General features: G+C 59.7%; 16 protein-coding genes. 4 read left to right on the top strand and 12 right to left on the bottom strand.

The window, feature by feature from the left end:
- Window positions 1–76: 76 nt before the first annotated feature.
- The 11 genes from lpxD to rpsB all read right to left on the bottom strand — a co-directional run bounded on the left by lpxD (window position 77) and on the right by rpsB (window position 11615).
- Window positions 77–1132: a UDP-3-O-(3-hydroxymyristoyl)glucosamine N-acyltransferase gene (gene lpxD, locus HU806_RS09870; protein WP_186611200.1), complete on the bottom strand. Its 1056-nt coding sequence runs from the start codon at window positions 1130–1132 to the stop codon at window positions 77–79.
- Window positions 1133–1135: 3 nt separating this feature from the next.
- The gene (locus tag HU806_RS09865; protein ID WP_003184901.1) at window positions 1136–1639 is read right to left on the bottom strand and encodes an OmpH/Skp family outer membrane protein; all 504 of its coding nucleotides are present in this window, start codon (window positions 1637–1639) and stop codon (window positions 1136–1138) included.
- A gap of 45 nt (window positions 1640–1684) precedes the next feature.
- Window positions 1685–4060 (bottom strand): outer membrane protein assembly factor BamA, encoded by a 2376-nt coding sequence (bamA, locus tag HU806_RS09860; RefSeq protein WP_186611199.1) that lies wholly within the window; start codon window positions 4058–4060, stop codon window positions 1685–1687.
- A gap of 74 nt (window positions 4061–4134) precedes the next feature.
- Complete coding sequence (gene rseP / locus HU806_RS09855) at window positions 4135–5487, bottom strand: RIP metalloprotease RseP (RefSeq protein ID WP_186611198.1); 1353 nt, start codon at window positions 5485–5487, stop codon at window positions 4135–4137.
- Window positions 5488–5539: 52 nt separating this feature from the next.
- Complete coding sequence (ispC, locus tag HU806_RS09850; protein WP_186611197.1) at window positions 5540–6730, bottom strand: 1-deoxy-D-xylulose-5-phosphate reductoisomerase; 1191 nt, start codon at window positions 6728–6730, stop codon at window positions 5540–5542.
- Entirely contained in the window at window positions 6727–7533 is an 807-nt protein-coding gene (locus HU806_RS09845; protein ID WP_186611196.1) for a phosphatidate cytidylyltransferase, read from the bottom strand. The genes ispC and HU806_RS09845 overlap by 4 nt, the downstream gene beginning before the upstream one ends.
- Window positions 7533–8288: a polyprenyl diphosphate synthase gene (gene uppS / locus HU806_RS09840; protein WP_186611195.1), complete on the bottom strand. Its 756-nt coding sequence runs from the start codon at window positions 8286–8288 to the stop codon at window positions 7533–7535. Before uppS ends, HU806_RS09845 begins: the two co-directional genes overlap by 1 nt.
- A gap of 13 nt (window positions 8289–8301) precedes the next feature.
- The gene (gene frr, locus HU806_RS09835; RefSeq protein WP_186611194.1) at window positions 8302–8859 is read right to left on the bottom strand and encodes a ribosome recycling factor; all 558 of its coding nucleotides are present in this window, start codon (window positions 8857–8859) and stop codon (window positions 8302–8304) included.
- Window positions 8856–9599, bottom strand: a complete 744-nt coding sequence (pyrH, locus tag HU806_RS09830) for a UMP kinase (RefSeq protein ID WP_039591983.1) — start codon at window positions 9597–9599, stop codon at window positions 8856–8858. The genes frr and pyrH overlap by 4 nt, the downstream gene beginning before the upstream one ends.
- 210 nt (window positions 9600–9809) lie before the next feature.
- Window positions 9810–10673 carry a translation elongation factor Ts gene (tsf, locus tag HU806_RS09825; protein WP_024619613.1) on the bottom strand — a complete coding sequence of 288 codons (864 nt, stop codon included), beginning with the start codon at window positions 10671–10673 and terminating at the stop codon, window positions 9810–9812.
- Window positions 10674–10868: 195 nt separating this feature from the next.
- Window positions 10869–11615 (bottom strand): 30S ribosomal protein S2, encoded by a 747-nt coding sequence (rpsB, locus tag HU806_RS09820; protein ID WP_186611193.1) that lies wholly within the window; start codon window positions 11613–11615, stop codon window positions 10869–10871.
- Between the two features lie 374 nt (window positions 11616–11989).
- Between rpsB and map the strand changes: the two genes are divergently transcribed.
- The 3 genes from map (at window position 11990) to dapC (ending at window position 16782) form a co-directional block, all read left to right on the top strand.
- A complete protein-coding gene (gene map, locus HU806_RS09815) occupies window positions 11990–12772 on the top strand; it encodes a type I methionyl aminopeptidase (protein ID WP_053118843.1) in 783 nt (260 codons plus the stop codon).
- Window positions 12773–12840: 68 nt separating this feature from the next.
- Window positions 12841–15543, top strand: coding sequence for a [protein-PII] uridylyltransferase (locus HU806_RS09810; RefSeq protein WP_186611192.1), 2703 nt, complete (start codon window positions 12841–12843; stop codon window positions 15541–15543).
- 39 nt (window positions 15544–15582) lie between these two features.
- Window positions 15583–16782, top strand: a complete 1200-nt coding sequence (gene dapC, locus HU806_RS09805) for a succinyldiaminopimelate transaminase (RefSeq protein ID WP_186611191.1) — start codon at window positions 15583–15585, stop codon at window positions 16780–16782.
- A 250-nt stretch (window positions 16783–17032) separates the two neighbouring features.
- Here dapC and HU806_RS09800 read toward each other — a convergent pair whose 3' ends face one another.
- Window positions 17033–17398: a DUF6124 family protein gene (locus tag HU806_RS09800; protein ID WP_186611190.1), complete on the bottom strand. Its 366-nt coding sequence runs from the start codon at window positions 17396–17398 to the stop codon at window positions 17033–17035.
- A gap of 483 nt (window positions 17399–17881) precedes the next feature.
- Here HU806_RS09800 and HU806_RS09795 point away from each other — a divergent pair, with 483 nt between their 5' ends.
- On the top strand, window positions 17882–18277 hold the full coding sequence (locus tag HU806_RS09795) for a type II toxin-antitoxin system PemK/MazF family toxin (protein ID WP_186611189.1): 396 nt from the start codon (window positions 17882–17884) through the stop codon (window positions 18275–18277).
- The last annotated feature ends 1 nt before the right edge of the window (window position 18278 follow it).

Raw genomic sequence — 18278 nt, 5'->3', positions numbered from 1 at the left:
AGCGCACGAGTGACGCGCACTCCGCTAGCAAATCAAGATGCCCTAACGGCTGTGCACACTTGATATGGAAATGGTATCAGCCATCTGATGAAGCATTGCCGCCAGGGGTCACGTCCCCTACACGCTTTTCCATCTGTTTCAGGCGTCGCGCGATGTCGTCGAGCTGGCGGATACGCGCCGCGCTCTTTCGCCACTCGGCCGCCGGCTGCATCGCCGTACCGGAAGAATAGGCACCCGGCTCGGTAATCGAGTGGGTAACCATGGTCATGCCGGTCAGGAAAACGTTGTCGCAGATATCGATGTGTCCCACCAGCCCTACGCCACCGGCCAACATGCAATGCTTGCCGATCTTGGTGCTGCCGGAGATGCCCACGCAGGCAGCCATGGCGGTGTGGTCACCGACCTGGACGTTGTGGGCGATCTGGATCTGGTTGTCGAGCTTGACGCCATTGCCTATTACGGTATCGGCCAGGGCACCACGGTCAATCGCGGTGTTGACGCCGATTTCGACGTCATCGCCAACGGTGACACCGCCGACTTGGGCGATCTTCTGCCAAATGCCCTTCTCGTTGGCGAAACCGAACCCTTCACCGCCCAGCACGGCACCGGACTGGATAACCACCCGCTTGCCGATGCGCACATCGTGGTAAAGGGTCACGCGTGGCGCCAGCCAGCCGCCTTCGCCTATCTCGCTGCGTGCGCCAATGACGCAATGGGCGCCCAGCGTGACGCCAGCACCGATTCGGGCCGCGCTTTCGATGACGACAAAAGGACCGATGCTGGCCGAGGGGTCAACCACGGCATCCGCCGCGATCACCGCGCTGGGATGAATGCCAGCGGTCGACTTCGGCTTCGGATCGAACAGATGGGAAATGCGCGCGTACGCCAGGTACGGATCGGGCACGATCAGCGCATCGCCGGCAAACCCTTCGGCATCGCCAGCCTTGAGCAACAGCGCGGCAGCCCGGCTGTCAGCCAGGTATTTGCGGTATTGAGGATTTGCCAGGAAGCTCAACTGAGCTGGGCCAGCCTCTTGCAAAGTGGCTAGCCCAGTAATTGCCTTCTCCGGGTCGCCACGCAGGGTGGCGCCGAGGAACTCGGCCAATTGGCCGAGCTTGATAGTCGCTGTCATGGATTACTTCAGCTGATTCATGCGCTCGATAACCTGGCGCGTGATGTCGTATTGAGGTTTGACATCGATCACTGCACCACGCTCGAACACCAGGTCAAAACCACCTTTCTTGATGACTTCTTCCACAGCGCTGTCGAGTTTCGGCTTGAGCTGCTTGAGCATTTCACGGTCGGCAACAGCTTTGGCTTCGTTCAGCTCCTTGGACTGGAACTGGAAGTCCCGGGCCTTTTGCTTGAATTCAAGCTCCAGGCGCTCGCGCTCGCCTTGGGCCATCTTGTCACCACCGGCGACCAGACGATCCTGGATACCCTTGGCGCTGCTTTCCAGGCCCTTGAGCTTGGTCAGTTGCGGGCCAAATTTTTTCTCGGCATCCACCGCGTATTTCTTCGCCGCGTCGGATTCCAGCAGGGCCATCTGATAATTCAGGACGGCGATCTTCATGTCGGCAAAAGCCGGACCCGCGACCAGTACGGTCGCCAGGAGAACCAATTGAGTCAACTTACGCACGATGTACTCCTACAAAATCCATTGTCGTTATCTTGGGTCAGACGCTTAGAACGTCTGGCCGAGGGAGAATTGGAACACTTGAGTTTCAGCGTCATCGGGTTTCTTGATCGGCATCGCCAACGCGAAGCTCAATGGACCCAGCGCGGTGACCCAGGTCACGCCCACGCCGACGGAGCTGGCCAGGTTGCTCAGGCTGATGTCGTTGCACTTGGTATTGGAGCTCGTACCGTTAGCGTTGGTGGTGTCATCGCAACTGGAGTCGAATACGTTACCCACGTCCCAGAATACTGAGGTACGCAGGGAGCGCTGATCCTTGACGAACGGCATCGGGAACAGGATTTCGGCGCCGCCCTGGATGAGCACGTTGCCACCGAACGGCAGTGGATCCTGGTCCGGGTCGGCAATGGTGCCTGGGTTGTTGCCTCGGCTCGGCGTACTGCGCGGGCCCAGGGTGCTGTCCTTGAAGCCACGTACCGAGTTGAAACCACCGGCATAGTAGTTCTCGTAGAACGGCAGGCCGTCAGTCGAACCGTAACCGTCGCCATAACCCAGCTCGGTGTGCAGGCGCATGGTGTAGTTGTCGGTCAACGGCTGGAACAGCTGGCCGCGATAGTCGATCTTGAAGAAGGACAGGTCGCTGCCAGGTGTAGTCGTTTCCAGGACCAGGCTCTGGGAACGGCCGCGGGTCGCCAGTACACCTTTGTTCAGGGTCGATTCGGACCAGCCGACAGACGCCTTGAAGTTCAGGTAGTTGTCGCCTTCCTTCTCAACGAAGTCGAAGATTTCGTCAACGGTGTAGCGACCGGTGTTGATCTTGTCCTGCTGCGCGGTGAGGCCGAAGGTCAGGCGCGAAGTCTCGCTGATCGGATAGCCCACGTTGACACCTGCACCCAGGCTGTCGACCGCATAGCTGGAGATGTCCGCGTCGAGCTCGTCGTAGTCGGTGGTGCGATAGAAGGCGTTGTAGCCCAGGCTCACACCGTCGGCGGTCCAGTAGGGGTCCACGTAGCCAAAGTTGTAGCGGGTCTGGTATTCGCTACGGGTCAGACCGATGCTGACCTTGTTACCGGTACCGAGGAAGTTGTTCTGGGTAATCGAACCACCCAGGATCAGGCCCGCGCTCTGGGCGAAACCGACGCTGGCGGTGATCGAGCCGGAAGCCTGCTCTTCAACGCTGTAATTCACATCGACCTGGTCATCGACGCCCGGTACAGCCGGGGTCTCGACGTTGACTTCCTTGAAGAAGCCCAGGCGCTCCAGGCGGGTCTTGGACTGGTCGATCAGGTAGGTCGACGCCCAGCCACCTTCCATCTGGCGCATTTCACGACGCAGCACTTCGTCCTCGGACTTGGTGTTGCCGCGGAAGTTGATGCGGTTGACGTAGGCGCGCTTGCCCGGGTCCACGGCGAAGGTGATGTCGACGGTATGGTCTTCATCGTGGGGCTGCGGCACGCCGTTGACGTTGGCGAAGGTGTAGCCCTCGTTACCCAGGCGACGGGTGATCAGTTCAGACGTGGTGGTCATCAGCTTGCGCGAGAACACCTGGCCCTTCTGTACCAGCAACAGCGACTTGACCTGGTCTTCAGGAACCTTCAGGTCACCACTGAGCTTGACGTCACGAACAGTGTATTTCTCGCCTTCGTTGACGTTGACGGTAATGTAGACGTGCTTCTTGTCCGGGGTGATGGACACCTGGGTCGAGGCGATGTCCATGTTGATGTAGCCACGGTCCAGGTAGTAGGAACGCAGGCGCTCCAGGTCACCGGAGAGTTTTTCACGGGCGTACTTGTCATCATTCTTGAAGAACGACAACCAGTTGGTGGTCTTGAGTTCGAACAGGTCGATCAGGTCTTCATCGGGGAAGACGGTGTTGCCCACCACGTTGATGTGCTGGATAGCCGCAACGGTGCCTTCGTTGATGTTCACTTTCAGGCCGACGCGGTTGCGCGGTTGCGGCACGACTTCGGTGTCGACGGTAGCCGAGTAACGGCCCTGGGCAACGTACTGGCGTTGCAGCTCGTTGCGCACACCTTCGAGGGTGGCGCGCTGGAAGATCTCGCCTTCGGCCAGGCCGGATTGCTTGAGGCCTTTCATCAGGTCTTCAGTGGATATCGCCTTGTTGCCTTCGATCTCGATACTGGCGACCGACGGGCGCTCGACGACCGTGATGACCAGGACATTGCCGTCACGGCCCAGCTGGATATCTTGAAAGAAGCCGGTCTTGAACAGAGCGCGAGTGGATTCCACCAGGCGCCGATCATCCGCTTGCTCGCCGACGTTGAGCGGCAAGGCACCAAAGACGCTACCCGCGGAAACCCGCTGGAGGCCGTTGACGCGAATATCAGAGATAGTGAAGGACTCGGCGTGAACTTCGGCGATCATCAATACGGTGAGAACCGCAGTTAGCAGCAGACGTTTCATGAAGTCCTTTCTTATTCCAACTGGCAATAAACAAACTGCCGCAAAATGCGGCAGATTCGCAATTCAGCGAAGCGTTACAGACGACCCAGATCGTTGACCAAGGCAAGCAACATCACCCCGACCACCAAGCTGATACCGATCTGTATCCCCCAACCTTGCACCCGATCCGACAAGGGACGACCACGCGCCCACTCGATCAGATAAAACAGCAGATGCCCCCCATCCAGTACCGGAATGGGCAGCAAATTCAGAACCCCCAGGCTAATGCTCAGATAAGCAAGGAAATTCAGGAAATCAGCGACGCCCGACTGGGCAGAAGCGCCCGCCACTTTAGCAATGGTTATCGGTCCACTCAAGTTTTTTACCGAGAGCTCGCCGAACAACATTTTCTTGAGCGAGTCGAGGGTCAGGACACTCATGGTCCAAGTACGCCGCGCACCCTCTCCAATGGCCGCGACAGGACCGAAGCTGACCTCGCGGATCATTTCCGCTGGCCACTCGACAGCCTTGACGCCAGCCCCCAGATAACCGGTCGGCGCCTTGCTTTCGCCGCGGGCAACCAAGTTCACCGGGACGTCGATTGAAGCACCGTCGCGCTCGACACGCAGCACAATCTTGGTATCAGGACGCACACGAACCGAGTCGACTACCTGCTGCCAGTCACTGACCGGCTGGCCATCGAAAGCCAGCAAACGGTCACCGGCCTTCAAGCCAGCGGCCTGAGCCGGGCCTTTCGGATCAAGTTCAGCCACCACTGGCGGCAACGCCGGACGCCATGGGCGAATCCCCAGGGAACGGATCGGGTCTGGTTCGTCGGCACCCTTGAGCCAATTATCCAGCACCAGCTCCCGCGGCAAATCCGCCGTAGATCCCTGCTCACGCACCAACAGCTGCAACGAACCGCTTTCACCCAGGCGACGTACCAGTTGCAGGTTGACGGCAGCCCAGCCCGAGGTCGGCTCACCGTCTATGGCAACGATTTCCTGGCCAGCGCTCAATCCGGCGCGAGCCGCCACGCTGCCCGCCTCGACCGCACCGATAACCGGCCGCACCTGCTCGCTGCCCAACATCGCCAGCGCCCAGAAAAACACCATGGCCAGCAGGAAGTTGGCGATCGGCCCGGCCGCAACGATGGCGATACGCTGACGAACGGTCTTGCGATTGAAGGACTGGTCGAGCTGATCGGCGGGCACTTCGCCCTCACGCTCATCGAGCATTTTGACGTAGCCGCCCAGCGGGATGGCCGCCACGACAAATTCGGTCCCCTGCTTGTCATGCCAGCGCAGCAACGGCATGCCGAAGCCGACGGAAAAACGCAAGACCTTGACGCCACAGCGACGCGCAACCCAGAAATGGCCGAATTCGTGAAAAGTGACCAGCACCCCCAGCGCAACCAGGGTGCCGACAATCATATAGAGCGCGCTCATCTGTTTTCTCCACAATCCTGTCCAGGACAACCCTGGCTAACGTACCGCTGCCTCAACGCCCGTGGCGCCTCAACCACTGGCCCGCCAGCTCTCGAGCCCTTGCATCCACGGTGAAAACCGCGTCGAGGTCATCGAGTGAAACCACGGCCTGAAGATTCAGGACCTCTTCGATGATACTCGCGATCTCGAGGTAACGGACACGCCCGTCGAGAAACGCCGCGACCGCTACTTCGTTGGCGGCGTTAAGCATGGCCGGTGCACTGTCGCCCGCCTCGGCTGCCTGTCGCGCCAGGCGCAGACACGGGAAGCGCTGCTCATCGGGCGCCTGGAAATCCAGGCGCGCAATGGCGAACAGGTCCAACGGCGCCACGCCCGAATCAATCCGCTCCGGCCAGGCCAGGGCATTGGCGATTGGCGTGCGCATGTCCGGGTTGCCCAACTGGGCCAGCACGGACCCATCGACGTAATCCACGAGCGAGTGAATCACGCTTTGCGGGTGAATCACTACTTCGACCTGGGACGGCCGGGCATCGAACAGCCAGCAGGCTTCGATCAGCTCCAGCCCCTTGTTCATCATGCTGGCCGAATCCACGGAAATCTTGCGCCCCATGGACCAGTTCGGGTGGGCACAGGCCTGCTCGGGCGTAACATGCACCAATTCTTCCAGCGGCGTCTGCCGGAATGGACCGCCGGAGGCTGTCAGAAGAATCCTCCGTACACCCACCACGCCCAGGCCGCGAGAAAAATCCCGCGGCATGCATTGAAAAATCGCATTGTGTTCGCTGTCGATGGGCAGCAGCACCGAGCCACTTTTGCGCACCGCCTGCATGAACAGGGCGCCGGACATCACCAGCGCTTCCTTGTTGGCCAACAGGATCTTCTTTCCCGCCTCGACCGCAGCCAGCGTAGGACGCAAGCCCGCGGCACCGACAATTGCCGCCATCACAGCATCGACTTCGGGATCGGAGGCTACCTGGCACAAGCCCTCCTCCCCCACCAGGACACGCGTCTGCAAACCGGCTGCGCGCAAATCGTCCTGCAGCGCCTGCGCCACAGCTGCCTCGGGCACCACGGCAAACCGCGGCGCGTGGCGTATGCACAGCGCCAGCAATTCACTCAGGCGCGTGAAACCGCTGAGGGCAAACACCTGATAGCGCTCCGGATGCCGGCCAATGACATCCAGCGTACTGAGACCGATCGAACCAGTGGCACCCAGGACGGTAATCTGCTGGGGCCGACTCACGATGCCGCCACCCACAACAGCACTGCAAAGATTGGGATCGCGGCGGTCAGGCTGTCGATACGATCGAGCACGCCACCGTGGCCCGGCAGCAGGTTACTGCTGTCCTTGATCCCGGATTGGCGCTTGAACATGCTTTCGGTCAGGTCGCCGACCACCGACACAAATACAATGAGCGCGGCGCCGACCAGGCCCATCAGCAGCTGCGCAACCGTCCAGTCGCGCACGAAGCCGACCACAGCCGTGATCACCAGGCTCAAGCCCAGCCCACCATAGACACCTTCCCAGCTCTTGCCAGGACTGACCTTTGGCGCCAGCTTGCGCTTGCCAAAAGCACGACCGGAGAAATAAGCACCGACGTCAGCCCCCCAGACCAGCACCATCACCGCCATGATCTGCCAGTTGCCCAGCGGCCCCTGCTTTATCCAGATCAGCCCCTGCCAGGCCGGCAGCAGGATCAAGAGACCAATCATCATCTTGGTAGCGGCATTGGACCAGTGATGAGTGGTACGCGGATACGTCAACACCAGGAAGGTCGCCGTCGCCCACCACAGCACCGCTGCCCCCAGCACCCACGGCGCGATGCCGGGCACCAGGTACATGACGAACAACATGGCGGCGACCGCCACCGCATAGGTCACGCGCGCCGACTGCCCGGCAAAACCTGCCAGCCGCGCCCATTCCCACGCACCCAGCGTCACGACCAGCCCGATGAACAGGGCAAAGCCCGCCCCTTCGAGCAGGAAAAAACCACCCAAGGCGATGGGCAACAGGATCAAGGCAGTGATGATTCGTTGTTTTAGCATTAAACCCGGGCTCCAGCCTCGATCTGCTCGCTCGTTTTACCGAAACGACGCTGACGGGAAGCGAAATCGGCCAGTGCGATGCGCATGGCTTCGTGTTTGAAGTCCGGCCAGAACAGGTCGGAGAAGTACAGCTCGGCGTAAGCCAGCTGCCAGAGCAGGAAATTGCTGATGCGGTGTTCGCCACCGGTGCGGATACACAAATCCGGCAACGGCAGGTCACCGGTCGCCAGGCAGGCTTGCAACAGCCCGGGAGTGATGTCTTCAGGCCGCAGATGACCGGCCTGGACTTCACGCGCCAGTCGCTGGGCCGCCTGGGCGATGTCCCACTGGCCACCATAATTGGCAGCAATTTGCAGCACAAACCGATCAGCGCCAGCCGTGGCGGCCTCAGCCTCACGCATTGCGGCTTGCAGCTCAGGATGGAAACGCGAGCGATCACCAATGATCCGCAGGCAGATCCTGTTCTCGTCCAATCGCTTGGCTTCGCGCCGCAGGGCCTTGAGGAATAGGTCCATCAAGGCACTGACTTCATCGGCGGGACGCTGCCAGTTCTCGCTGGAGAAGGCGAACAGAGTGAGCACCTCGACCCCAGCCTCGGCGCACACTTCGATAACAGCACGAACCGCATCGACCCCCGCCTTGTGCCCGGCAACGCCAGGCATAAAGCGTTTCTTGGCCCAGCGGTTATTGCCGTCCATGATGATCGCCACATGGCGCGGTACCGCGAACGGCACGGCCTGCTTGGTCTTATCCATGAAAGCGAGACCCTTATACGGCCATCAGGTCTTTTTCTTTGCGCGCCAGTTCTTCGTCGATCTTAGCCACGAACTTCTTGGTCAGGTCATCGATTTCGCCAGTGGCGCGACGCTCTTCGTCTTCGCTGATTTCCTTTTCCTTGACCAGATCCTTGAGCTGGCTGTTGGCATCACGGCGGATATTACGCACGGCAACGCGAGCGTCTTCCGCGACATCACGCGCCTGCTTGGTGAAACCACGGCGGGTTTCCTCGGTCAGGGCCGGCATGGAGATCAGCAGCAACTCACCCAGGTTGGTCGGGTTCAGGTTCAGGCCGGCACTGCCGATCGCCTTGTCGACCGCACCCAGCATGTTGCGCTCGAACGCAACGACTTGCAGGGTACGAGCGTCCTTGACGGTGATGTTGGCCACTTGCTTGATCGGAGTGTCGGAGCCGTAGTACGGGACCATCACGCCTTCGAGAATGCTTGGGTGCGCCTGGCCGGTGCGGATGCGACCGAAGTTATGCGTCAGCGACTCCAGGGATTTCTGCATGCGCTCTTGAGCGTCTTTCTTGATTTCATTGATCATTGCTTGCCTTCCTCGATCAGTGTTCCTTCGGCGCCGCCATGTACGATATTGAGCAGGGCGCCAGGCTTGTTCATGTTGAAAACCCGCAGCGGCATCTTGTGGTCGCGGCACAGGCAGATGGCGGTCAGATCCATTACACCCAGCTTGCGATCCAGCACTTCATCGTAGGTCAGATGATCGAACTTCTCGGCATGCGGGTCTTTGAATGGGTCAGCGGTGTACACGCCGTCCACTTTGGTTGCCTTGAGCACGACATCGGCGTCGATCTCGATCGCTCGCAGGCAAGCGGCCGAATCCGTGGTGAAGAACGGATTGCCGGTACCGGCGGCAAAAATTACCACTTCCTTGGAATTGAGGTGGCGCATGGCTTTGCGGCGATCATAGTGATCGGTCACGCCAACCATGGAAATGGCCGACATCACGATGGCCGAGATATTGGCACGCTCCAGCGCGTCACGCATAGCCAAGGCGTTCATCACAGTGGCCAGCATGCCCATGTGGTCGCCCGTGACCCGGTCCATGCCGGCCGCGCTCAACGCCGCACCACGGAACAGGTTGCCGCCGCCGATGACCAGGCCGACCTGAACGCCGATCCCGACCAACTGCCCAACTTCCAGCGCCATGCGATCCAGCACCTTCGGATCGATCCCGAACTCTTCCGAGCCCATCAGGGCCTCGCCGCTAAGCTTGAGTAGAATGCGTTTATAGCGAGCCTGATAACCACTGCCCTGCTGAGCCATTGCGAATCTCTCCTGCGGCGTATTTTCGAAAATTCTTTGAGGCTGTTTGCAGCCTGCCTTCACTCTAGCTTGGCGCTGAAACCGCGCCATCGGAACACGGCTTTGTAAGCCAGTTCCGATGGGAAACCAATATAAATCGGTATCCCCATCCGAAAAGAGGCTGCGCGCGTGAGCGGGCAGCCTCTTCTGGGCGACAGTCGTGAAACCGTCTTATTGCTTGCTGGCAGCCAGCTGAGCAGCGACTTCTTCAGCAAAGTTGTCTACTGGCTTCTCGATGCCTTCGCCGACTTTGAAGTAGGTGAAGGAAACGATTTCAGCGCCACCCTTCTTGGCCAGTTCGCCGACCTTGATTTCAGGGTTCTTGACGAACGCCTGCTCAACCAGGCTGGCTTCAGCCAGGAACTTGGTGATACGACCGGCAACCATTTTCTCAACGATTTCGGCTGGCTTGCCTTTGATCTTGTCTTCGTTGAGCTGCATGAACACGGCTTTCTCGCGTTCGATGGCGTCAGCGGAAACTTCCGATGGCAGCAGGAACTCAGGGTTGCTGGCAGCGACGTGCATCGCAATGTCCTTGGCCAGCTCGACGTTGCCGCCTTTGAGGGCCACGACTACGCCGATCTTGTTGCCGTGCAGGTAAGAACCGACAACATCACCTTCAACGCGAACCAAGCGACGAATGTTGACGTTCTCGCCTACTTTGGCAACCAGGGCTTCACGAGCCGATTCCTGAGCGGCGATCAGCGGAGCTGCGTCGGTCAGTTTGTCGGCAAATGCTTTTTCGACGCTGGCGGCAACGAATGCCTTGAAGTCGTCTTGCAGGGCCAGGAAGTCAGTCTGCGAGTTGACTTCGATGATAACGGCAGCTTTACCGTCATCCTTGATACCGATAGCGCCTTCAGCGGCAATGTTGCCGGCTTTCTTGGCAGCCTTGATGGCGCCCGAAGCACGCATGTCATCAATAGCTTTCTCGATGTCGCCGCCAGCCTTGGTCAAGGCTTTCTTGCAATCCATCATGCCTTCGCCGGTACGCTCGCGCAGTTCTTTGACCAACGCTGCAGTAATCTCTGCCATTTCAAAATCCTCTTGGATAGGTTTTCAACCATTCCACCCGATCGAACGGGCGATCAATTCTTCCTGGAAAACCACTGCTTATAGGCCACGGCAGGTTACAAACAAGTCACTGCGCGGGCGGCAAATGGTTTTCGAGGTGGCAAAAAGGGGGCCAAGCCCCCTTTTTGCTTACTGAGTCAACGCCAGGGGCGTCGATTACTCAGCGGCTGCAGCCGGAGCTTCTTCAGTTGCAGCTGCGAATTCAACAGTACCGCCATTCACGTTGTTGCGACCACGGATGACAGCGTCAGCCATCGCACCCATGTACAGCTGGATGGCGCGAATGGCGTCATCGTTGCCTGGGATGATGTAGTCAACGCCTTCCGGGCTGCTGTTGGTATCGACAACGCCGATGACCGGGATACCCAGCTTGTTGGCTTCGGTGATCGCGATGCGCTCGTGGTCAACGTCGATCACGAACAGTGCGTCAGGCAGACCGCCCATGTCCTTGATACCGCCCAGGGAGCGGTCCAGCTTCTCAAGATCGCGAGTGCGCATCAGCGCTTCTTTCTTGGTCAGCTTGGCGAAAGTACCGTCTTCGGACTGGACTTCAAGGTCACGCAGACGCTTGATGGAAGCGCGAATGGTCTTGAAGTTGGTCAGCATGCCGCCCAACCAGCGGTGATCGACGTACGGCGAACCGCAACGTGCTGCTTCTTCAGCAACGATCTTGCCAGCGGAACGCTTGGTGCCGACGAACAGAATCTTGTTTTTGCCCTGGGCCAGGCGCTCTACGAAGGTCAGCGCTTCGTTGAACATCGGCAGGGTTTTTTCAAGGTTGATGATGTGGATCTTGTTGCGCGCGCCGAAAATGTACTTACCCATTTTCGGGTTCCAGTAACGGGTCTGGTGACCGAAGTGCACACCGGCCTTCAGCATATCGCGCATGTTGACTTGGGACATGATAGTTCCTTGATAAGTCGGGTTTGGCCTCCACGTATCCCAATGACCAACCAGCGGCTGAATAAGCCGAAGGCACCCAGGCCATCGTGTCGACACGTGTGTGGATTTAAGCTCACGGGGTCATCCCCGGAAAGCGGCGCATTTTATACCACAGCAAGGATGAAAACGAAACCCGGATTCTGAAAACCCGGCGAAGCGCCCTCATGCAGCCCATTCATTGACTGTCGTGACAGCCCCTTATAGAGAGAAGCGATGCACGCGGGCGCGGATTTGCGCCGAGCGTCTGTTAGAATCGCCTCTTTCAGGGCCGCACCGACCATCATCCGCCGCCCATTTCGTTTTGAACAGCGCCGTCGGGCGCAGAGAGAGCCTGTATGACCGTTACCCTCAAGACTCCCGAGGACATCGCAAAAATGCGTGTCGCCGGCAAACTCGCCGCCGAAGTGCTGGAAATGATCGCCGATTACGTCAAGCCGGGCGTCACCACCGAAGAGCTGGACCGCATCTGCCACGACTATATCGTCAACGAGCAGAAAGCCATTCCGGCGCCGCTCAACTACAAAGGCTTCCCCAAGTCGATCTGCACCTCGATCAACCACGTGGTCTGCCACGGCATCCCCAACGAAAAGCCGTTGAAGGATGGCGACACCCTGAACATCGATGTCACCGTCATCAAGGATGGCTACCACGGCGATACCAGCCGCATGTTCCATGTCGGCAACGTTCCGGAGTGGGCCCAGCGTCTGTCGAAGGTCACCCAGGAATGCATGTACATGGCCATTGAACTGGTGAAACCGGGCTGCCGCCTGGGTGACATCGGCGAAGTGATCCAGAAGCACGCGCAAAAGAACGGTTTCTCGGTGGTGCGCGAATTCTGCGGCCACGGCATTGGCAAGGTGTTCCACGAAGAACCGCAGATCCTGCACTACGGCCGCGCCGGCACCGGCATGGAACTGCAGGCGGGCATGACCTTCACCATCGAGCCGATGATCAACCAGGGTCGCGCCGACACCAAGGTATTGGGCGACGGCTGGACTGCCATCACCAAGGACCGCAAGCTGTCGGCCCAGTGGGAGCACACGTTGCTGGTGACCGAGACCGGCTACGAGATCTTTACCCTGCGCAGCGATGACACCATTGCTCGCGTTTCCGCCTGATCCGCGCCCAGCCTATAGCTATAGATAGATAGATAGATAGATAGATAGATAGAAAGGAAAGCCATTCGATGCCGCAGGTGGATCCCGAACTCTTCGACCGCGGCCAGTTCCAGGCTGAACTGGCCCTGAAGGCAAGCCCCATATCGGCGTTCAAGAAAGCGATCCGCCAGGCCCGCGAAGTGCTCGACCAGCGCTTTCGCAGCGGCAGGGATATTCGCCGGCTGATCGAGGATCGCGCCTGGTTCGTCGATAACATCCTGCAAAAGGCCTGGGAACAGTTCAACTGGAGCGAGGATGCCGACATTGCCCTGGTCGCGGTGGGCGGCTACGGGCGTGGCGAACTGCACCCCTACTCGGATATCGACTTGCTGATCCTGCTGGACAGCGCCGACCATGAAATCTTCCGCGACTCCATCGAGCGTTTCCTGACGCTGCTGTGGGACATCGGCCTGGAGGTCGGCCAAAGTGTACGTTCGGTGCAGGAATGCGCCGACGAGGCTCGCGCCGACCTCACGGTGATCACCAACCTGATGGAAAGTCGCACCGTCGCCGGCCCTGAGCGGCTGCGCCAACGCATGCTCGATGTCACCAGCACGGCGCACATGTGGCCGAGCAAGGACTTCTTCCTGGCCAAGCACGCCGAGCAGAAGGCCCGCCACCACAAGTACAACGACACCGAATACAACCTGGAACCCAACGTCAAAGGCTCGCCGGGTGGATTGCGGGACATCCAGACAATCCTTTGGGTCGCCCGTCGCCAGTACGGCACGCTGAACCTGCGGGCCCTGGCCGGCGAAGGTTTCCTGGTGGAGAGCGAAAACGCCTTGCTCGCGTCGTCCCAGGAGTTCCTGTGGAAGGTCCGCTACGCCCTGCACATGCTCGCAGGACGCTCCGAGGACCGCCTGCTGTTCGATCACCAGCGCTCCATCGCTGGCCTATTAGGCTTCGAAGGACAGGATGCCAAGCAGTCCATCGAAAACTTCATGCAGCAGTACTACCGCGTGGTGATGAGCATCGCCCAACTCAGCGAGCTGATCATCCAACACTTCGAGGAAGTCATCCTCGCGCCCGAAGACGAAGAGCCACCGCAGCCGATCAACTCGCGTTTCCAGTTGCACGACGGCTACATCGAAGCGCGCAACGCCAATGTGTTCCGCCGCACGCCCTTTGCCATGCTCGAAATCTTCGTGCTCATGGCCCAGCAGCCGGAGATCAAGGGTGTGCGCGCCGACACCATCCGCCTGCTGCGGGAAAACCGTCACCTGATCGACGACGACTTCCGCCACGATATTCGCAACACCAGCCTGTTCATCGAGCTGTTCAAGTGCAAGATCGGCGTGCACCGCAACCTGCGGCGGATGAACCGCTACGGGATCCTCGGGCGTTATCTGCCAGAATTCGGCTTCATTGTCGGGCAGATGCAGCACGACCTGTTCCACATCTATACGGTCGATGCCCACACCCTGAACCTGATCAAGCACCTGCGTAAGCTGCAGTACACCCAGGTATCGGAGAAATTCCCGCTGGCCAGCAAGCTCATGGCCAAGCTGCCCAAGCCCGAGCTGATCTACATGGCAGGGCTGTATCACGACATCGGTAAAGGCCGCCAAGGCGACCATTCCGAAATCGGCGCGGTGGATGCCGAAGCCTTCTGCCAGCGGCATCAGCTGCCGGTATGGGACAGCCGGTTGATCGTCTGGCTGGTGCAGAACCACCTGGTGATGTCGACCACCGCCCAGCGCAAGGACTTGTCCGATCCGCAGGTGATCCATGACTTCGCCCAGATCGTCGGCGATGAAACCCGCCTGGATTACCTCTACGTGTTGACCGTGGCCGACATCAACGCCACCAACCCGAGCCTGTGGAATTCCTGGCGCGCCAGCCTGCTGCGCCAGCTCTACACCGAGACCAAGCGTGCCTTGCGCCGCGGCCTGGAAAACCCGGTGGACCGCGAAGAGCAGATCCGCCGCACCCAAAGCGCGGCCCTGGACATTCTGGTGCGCGGCGGCACCGATCCGGACGATGTCGAGCAGCTCTGGTCGCAACTGGGCGATGATTATTTCCTGCGCCACACCGCCGGCGACGTGGCCTGGCACACCGACGCGATCCTCCAGCAGCCGGCCGATGGCGGGCCGCTGGTATTGATCAAGGAAACCACCCAGCGCGAATTCGAGGGTGGCACACAAATCTTCATCTACGCCCCGGACCAGCACGACTTCTTCGCCGTGACCGTGGCCGCAATGGACCAGCTCAACCTCAACATCCATGACGCTCGGGTCATTACGTCCAGCAGCCAGTTCACCCTCGACACCTACATCGTGCTCGACACCGACGGCGACTCGATTGGCGACAACCCGGCGCGGGTCAAGCAGATTCGCGACGGACTTACCGAAGCCCTGCGCAACCCGGCGGACTACCCGACCATCATCCAGCGCCGCGTGCCGCGCCAGCTCAAGCATTTCGCCTTTGCGCCACAAGTGACGATCCACAACGACGCCCAGCGCCAGGTCACGGTGCTGGAACTCAGCGCGCCAGACCGCCCGGGCCTGCTGGCGCGGGTCGGGCATATTTTCCTGGAATTCGACCTGTCGCTGCAGAACGCCAAGATCGCCACCCTCGGCGAGCGAGTGGAAGACGTTTTCTTTATCACCGACGCTCACAACCAGCCGTTGTCCGACCCGCAGTTGTGCAGCCGCTTGCAGGAAGCGATCGTCCGGCACTTGAGCGTCAACCAGGAACCCGACATCAACCTGACGCGCATCAGCATCTGATCGCGTCATGATTCAGCCGTTTTGAGAGATTGCGCAACGATGAACAACGCCCTGAACCAGCTCCAGCCCTACCCGTTCGAAAAATTGCGCGCCCTGCTCGGCAGGGTCACGCCCAACCCGGACAAGCGCCCGATCGCGTTGTCCATCGGCGAGCCCAAGCATCGTTCGCCGAGCTTCGTGGCTGAGGCCCTGGCCAGCAATCTGGAAAAAATGGCCGTGTACCCGACCACCCTCGGTATCCCGGAGCTGCGTGAAGCCATCACCGGCTGGTGCGAGCGTCGCTTCAACGTGCCGAACGGCTGGCTGGATCCGGCGCGCCACGTGCTGCCGGTCAACGGTACCCGTGAAGCCCTGTTCGCCTTTACCCAGACCGTGGTCAACCGGGGCGACGATGCCTTGGTGGTCAGCCCGAACCCGTTCTACCAGATCTACGAAGGCGCGGCGTTCCTGGCCGGGGCCAAGCCACACTACCTGCCGTGCCTGGACGAGAACGGCTTCAATCCGGATTTCGATGCCGTCTCGCCGGACATCTGGAAACGCTGCCAGATCCTGTTCCTGTGCTCCCCGGGCAACCCGACCGGCGCGTTGATCCCGGTGGATGTACTGAAGAAACTCATCGCCCTGGCTGACGAGTACAACTTCGTCATCGCCTCGGACGAGTGCTACAGCGAACTCTACTTCGACGAACAGACCCCGCCGCCGGGGCTGCTCACGGCTTGCGTTGAACTCGGGCGCAAGGACTTCAAGCGCTGCGTGGTGTTCCACAGCCTGTCCAAACGCTCCAACCTGCCCGGCCTGCGCTCCGGCTTCGTGGCCGGCGACGCGGACATCCTCAAGGGCTTCCTGCTGTATCGCACCTACCACGGCTGCGCCATGCCGGTTCAAACCCAACTGGCGAGCATCGCCGCGTGGAACGACGAAGTGCACGTACGGGCCAACCGCGCGCTGTACCGGGAAAAGTTCGACGCCGTGCTGGAAATCCTCAGCCCGGTGCTGGACGTGCAACGCCCCGACGGCAGCTTCTACCTGTGGCCGAACGTGGCGGGCGACGATGCAGCCTTCTGCCGGGACCTGTTCGAACAGGAACACGTGACCGTGGTGCCGGGTTCGTACCTGTCCCGCGATGTCGATGGCGTCAACCCAGGCGCTGGCCGCGTGCGCATGGCCCTGGTTGCACCATTGGCTGAATGCGTGGAAGCGGCGGAGCGGATCCGCGCCTTCATCCAGCGTCGGGGTTGATGACCGTATCGCGCTGAAGCGGACCCGAGGGAGCTTGCTCCCGCTGGGCTGCGCAGCGGCCCCAAAGCAGTCAACTCAATCTGCCTGATATACTGCGTTGCCCGTTTTCAGGGCCGCTTCGCGCTGGAGCGCCAGCCCGGCCCAGCGGGAGCAAGCTCCCTCGCCACAGAGTTCAGTGGCCGCAGGTAATATTGAATCAGCCAATCGATTTATCGCGAGCTTGCTCGCGATGAGGCCGGCACTTATTGCATCAAGTCCGAAGCTCTACCCGGTCCAGGCACTTGTTCGCCAACAACATCCCCAACTCAATCATCTGGGCCCCCCCCAACGCTACATGCCGTCGCGAGCCGTCCTGATCGAAGGCAAGGTCGTTGAGCATCGCATTGGCAGAAGCCAGGGGTTCGCTGAGGTTGGCCAACAACACTTCGGTGTCGATACCGTCAGCTACAGTGAATAACTGTACCGAGGGTTTGGGTTCTGACTTGCTGTCGTCATCAGGCTTGAGATATTGATCCAACACACGATCGGCTGCCTCTTGCAGCTTTTCGGGGGCATAGTCACCGTAGGGGAAAGTGGAGGCTGGCTTTGGTGCGTTTTGAGTCTCTTTCTTGTCCATCAAAATTGCTCCCTAGAGCTGAAGTATGTAAAGCCCCGCGCTTGGATAGCGCAGAAGCCCGTGCTCCTAGAGGTGTTGTTCGGATTCTCACGTCCGGTCGCTGAATTGGCAGCGACACCCAGAGGCTAGAGCCCCCGCTTCCGACGGACAACCTTAAAAACTTGTCGGAAACTTCGGTGCGTCTGACAGACGACAATCTGTCTGCTCAGACAAGAAAAGACATAAAACCTACCGCGAACGCCAAGCCTTTGATTTCGCTAACGTTGTACACCGACAGACCTCATTCAACCCTGCGACAAGGGTTCAAGCTGACTTGAATTCGCTATTGCCGGTCGCCATAATCGACCCGTCACCAGCGAGAGCTGGCAGGAGTCTGGGTCCCTCTCGGGGTTGACCCAGCGGCGCAGAAAGGGCGAAGCAAGCTCAACTGCGTGTCGATTGAAGCCGCCTTCGGGCGGCTTTGCTTTTTCATGAGGATAAGGAATGCCTCTTTATTACCATCCCAAGCAAGGCGATGTTTTTCTTTGCGACTTCACGCGGGGCTTTGTTGCGCCTGAAATGCTGAAGATCCGCAAGGTGGTGGTGATCTCCCCTACTGCCACACACAGTCGCAAGCTCTGTACCGTGGTGCCGATTTCCTCCACAACGCCACAGACTCAGCAGGACTGGCACCACCTGCTCCGCAACAATCCCCTCCAGTCCGATGGCTACAAAGAACTGTGGGTGAAGTGCGACATGATCTATACGGTGAGTTTTGAACGCCTGGACAAGCTGCACAAAAAGACCCGATCCAAGGGCCGAGAGTACTTCGTTCCTCGCCTGGGCTCTGAAGATATGCAAGGTGTGATCGCCGGTGTAAAGGCCTACCTACCGCTCTGAC

The sequence above is a fragment of the Pseudomonas sp. SWRI154 genome, from assembly GCF_014268645.1.
GTDB classification, from domain to species: Bacteria; Pseudomonadota; Gammaproteobacteria; order Pseudomonadales; family Pseudomonadaceae; genus Aquipseudomonas; species Aquipseudomonas marvdashtae.
Note: the sequence above shows the minus strand (reverse complement) of the source record. Positions and strands in the feature narration are given on the sequence as shown.